Source organism: Streptomyces calidiresistens, from assembly GCF_014141525.1.
In the GTDB taxonomy this organism is placed as follows: domain Bacteria; phylum Actinomycetota; class Actinomycetes; order Streptomycetales; family Streptomycetaceae; genus Streptomyces; species Streptomyces calidiresistens.
This window is the reverse complement of sequence record NZ_VKHS01000594.1, coordinates 1-3,502: the sequence shown is the minus strand read 5'-3', so window position 1 is coordinate 3,502 and position 3,502 is coordinate 1. Positions and strand designations below refer to the sequence as shown.

Sequence of the window (3,502 nt, the reverse complement as noted above, 5' to 3'; positions counted from 1 at the left end):
CGCCGGGGGCGGGCGGGGTCAGTCGGAGGTGCTGAAGGCGGCGTCGAAGGATGTCGTGGGAGGGGCGAACAGCAGGTCTCGGACCAGGGCCAGGGCCTCGGGGGCACCGCGCAGCCGGTCCATGCCCGCGTCCTCCCACTCGATGGAGATCGGACCCTCGTAGCCGATGTGGTTGAGCACCCGGAAGCACTTCTCCCAGGGCACGTCCCCGCGCCCGGTGGAGACGAAGTCCCAGCCACGCCGCGGATCGCCCCAGGGGAGGTGCGAGCCGAGGCGGCCGTTGCGGCCGTCACCGGTGTTGCGCCGGGTGTCCTTGCAGTCCACGTGGTAGATCCGGTCCCGGAAGTCCATCAGGAAACCGGCGGGGTCGATGTCCTGCCAGATCATGTGGCTGGGATCCCAGTTGAGGCCGAACGCCTCGCGATGGCCCACGGCCTCCAGGGTCCGCACGGTGGACCAGTGGTCGTAGGCGATCTCGGAGGGGTGGACCTCCAGGGCGAAACGCACCCCCTCCTCGTCGAAGACGTCCAGGATCGGGTTCCACCGGTCGGCGAAGTCCCGGTAGCCGTCGTCGATGACCTCCTGCGGCACCGGCGGGAACATCGCCAGGTACTTCCAGATGGAGGAGCCGGTGAACCCGACGACGGTGTTCACGCCGAGTCGGGCCGCGACCCGGGCGGTGTGTTTCATCTCCTCGGCCGCGCGCCGGCGGACCCCCTCGGGGTCGCCGTCGCCCCAGACCCGGTCGGAGACGATGGCGCGGTGTCGGAAGTCGATGGGATCGTCGCAGACCGCCTGGCCCTTGAGGTGGTTGGAGATCGTCCAGACGCCGAGGCCGTACTCGGCCAGGATGTCGGTGCGGGACTTCAGGTACTCCTCGTCCTCGACCGCCCGCCACACGTCCAGGTGGTCCCCCCAGCAGGCGATCTCCAGTCCGTCGTAGCCCCATTCGGCGGCCAGACGGGCCACCTCCCGGAACGGTAGGTCGGCCCATTGGCCGGTGAACAGGGTGATGGGTCGGCTCACGGGATCGGTTCCTCCTTCATCGGCGGGGAGCTTTCGGCGGGACCGGCGGGGACGCCGGTGTCGACGGCGGTCCAGGCGCTGCCCCGCTCCACGCTGTTCTGGACCGCCTCCAGAACGCGCTGGACGTGCAGGCCGTCCTCGAAGGAGGGCTCGGGGTCGCTGCCGTCCGCGATGGCGGTGAGCAGGTCGGTGGCCTGGTGGGCGAAGGCGTGCTCGTACCCCAGCACGTGGCCGGGCGGCCACCAGGCGCCCGCGTAGGGGTGGTCGGGTTCGGTGACCAGGATGCGGGTGAAGCCGCGGGTGGTGGTGTCCCCGTCGGTCCCCCCCTCGTGGAGATGGAGGACGTTCATGTCCTCGAAGTCGAAGGCCAGGCTGCCCCGGGAACCGTTGAGTTCGATCCGGATGGCGTTCTTGCGGCCGGTGGCGCAACGGGTGGCCTCGAAGGTGGCGGGGGTGCCGTCGGCGAGGCGGCCGATGAAGACGACCGCGTCGTCCACGGTGACCGGGGCGGTGCCCCCGCCCTCGGGCAGGGGACGTTCGCGGACGAAGGTGTCCCCGAGCGCCGTGACACCGACGAGGTGCTCTCCGGTGAGATACCGGGTCAGGTCCACGATGTGGGCGCCGATGTCCCCCAGGGCCCCCGAACCGGCCCGTTCCCTGGTCATCCGCCAACTCATGGGGACGGACGGATCGGTGAGCCAGTCCTGGAGGTACTGGGCGCGCACATGGCGCAGTTCGCCCAGCCGGCCCTCGGCCACCAGGCGGCGCGCCAGCGCCAGGGCGGGGACCCGCCGGTAGGTGAAGCCGACCATGGATCGCACGCCCCGGCCGGCGGCGGCCCGCGCGGCGGCGGCCATGGTCTCGGCCTCGGCGACGGAGTTGGCGAGGGGTTTCTCGCACAGCACGTGCTTGCCCGCCTCCAGCGCGGCGACGGCGATCTCGGCGTGGGTGTCGCCGGGGGTGCAGATGTCGATCAGGTCGATGTCGTCCCGTTCGACCAGCGCCCGCCAGTCGGTCTCCACGCCTTCCCAACCGAACCGGTCGGCCACGTCGGCGGCGGCCTCCCGGTCGCGGCCGGCCAGGGCGGTCAGAGCCGGCCGGAGGGGCGGGGTGAAGAAGCTGCGGGCGTTGCGCCATCCCTGTGAGTGGGCCATGCCCATGAAGGCGTAGCCCACCATGCCGATGCGCAGTTCCGGTGCCCGGGGGGCTCCTCCGCCCCGCGGGGTGCCGTGGGTTGTTCCGATCGCACTCATCGGGTCTTCCCTTCCGGGCCGGGTCGGCCCCCTGGATTCCCGCCGTCCCGCCGCCCGGCACTCCCGGCGGGGGGCGGCACGGTGTTCGGCTCGCCGACCCGCATCAGGACTCGAAGCCCAGCGGGAGGTACTGCTCGACGTTCTCGGCGGTCACCACCGGGGCGTCGAGGACGATGCGGCGGGGCACCTCGACCTGCACCAGGTCGGACATGCCCTTGCCCTGGGCGAGCAGGCGGGCCAGCCGGATGCCGTCGGCGGCCTGGGTGGGCGGGTAGAGGACGGTGGCCTCCATCTCCCCCTCCTGGATCCAGCGCATGGCGTTGGCCGAACCGGCCCCGCCGATGAAGAGGAACTCGTCGCGGTTGGCGTTGTCGAAGGCCGCCTTGACGCCGACCCCCTGGTCGTCGTCGTGGTTCCAGATGATGTCGATCTCGGGGACGGCCTGCAGCAGGTTGGAGGCCGTGGCCTCCCCCGACTCGACGGTGAACTCGGCCGCGACCCGGTGGTCGACATCCTGACCGCAGGCCTCCAGGGCGTCGGCGAAGCCCTGCGAGCGGTCCTGCGTCAGCGGCAGGGAGTCGATGCCGGCGATCTCCGCGATCACCGCCTCCCCCATGCCGTGCTCCTCGACCAGGGCACAGGCGTGGGTGCCGGCCGAGATCCCCATGCCGTAGTTGTCGCCGAGGATGGTGGTGCGGGCCGCGAACTCGCTGGAGAACTCGCGGTCGACGTTGACCACCGGGATGCCGGCCTCCATCGCCTCGGTGGCGATGCGGGTCAGGGCGGCCCCGTCGGTGGGGAGCAGGACGATGGCGTCCACGCCCTCGTTGATGAAGGTCTCGATGTGGCTGATCTGGGCGGAGGGGTCGTTGGTGCCCTCGGCGACCCGCAGCTCGATGTCGGGGTACTCCTCGGCCTCGGCGAGTGCGGCGGAGTTGATGGCGGCGAGCCATCCGTGGTCGGCCTGCGGGCCGGAGAAGCCGATGACGACGGTCTCGCCCGGTTCGTCGTTGGCGCCGACGGCCCGCTCGGTGGTGTCGGCGGCGGGGGCGCCGGTGTCGGCGGGGGCGTTGCTCGTGCACGCGGCGGCCAGCCCGATGGCGAGCGTCACGAGGCCGAGGCGGGTGAGGAGACGGGCGGCGGGTCTGCCGGAGGTGGTGCGCATGGGTGCTCCCGGGGAATGAGGTCGCCGGAACGGCGGGGACGGGCGGGCGGAGAGGGCC

The 3,502-nt window shown here is 72.0% G+C and carries 3 protein-coding genes; all 3 read right to left on the bottom strand.

The features are described 5' to 3' along the window. Positions 1 to 18: 18 nt before the first annotated feature. The gene (locus FOE67_RS20140; protein ID WP_182666249.1) at positions 19 to 1,026 is read right to left on the bottom strand and encodes a sugar phosphate isomerase/epimerase family protein; all 1,008 of its coding nucleotides are present in this window, start codon (positions 1,024 to 1,026) and stop codon (positions 19 to 21) included. Further along, entirely contained in the window at positions 1,023 to 2,279 is a 1,257-nt protein-coding gene (locus FOE67_RS20135) for a Gfo/Idh/MocA family protein (RefSeq protein WP_228474084.1), read from the bottom strand. The genes FOE67_RS20140 and FOE67_RS20135 overlap by 4 nt, the downstream gene beginning before the upstream one ends. A 103-nt stretch (positions 2,280 to 2,382) precedes the next feature. Then, the gene (locus FOE67_RS20130; RefSeq protein ID WP_182666248.1) at positions 2,383 to 3,444 is read right to left on the bottom strand and encodes a substrate-binding domain-containing protein; all 1,062 of its coding nucleotides are present in this window, start codon (positions 3,442 to 3,444) and stop codon (positions 2,383 to 2,385) included. Positions 3,445 to 3,502: the final 58 nt, after the last annotated feature.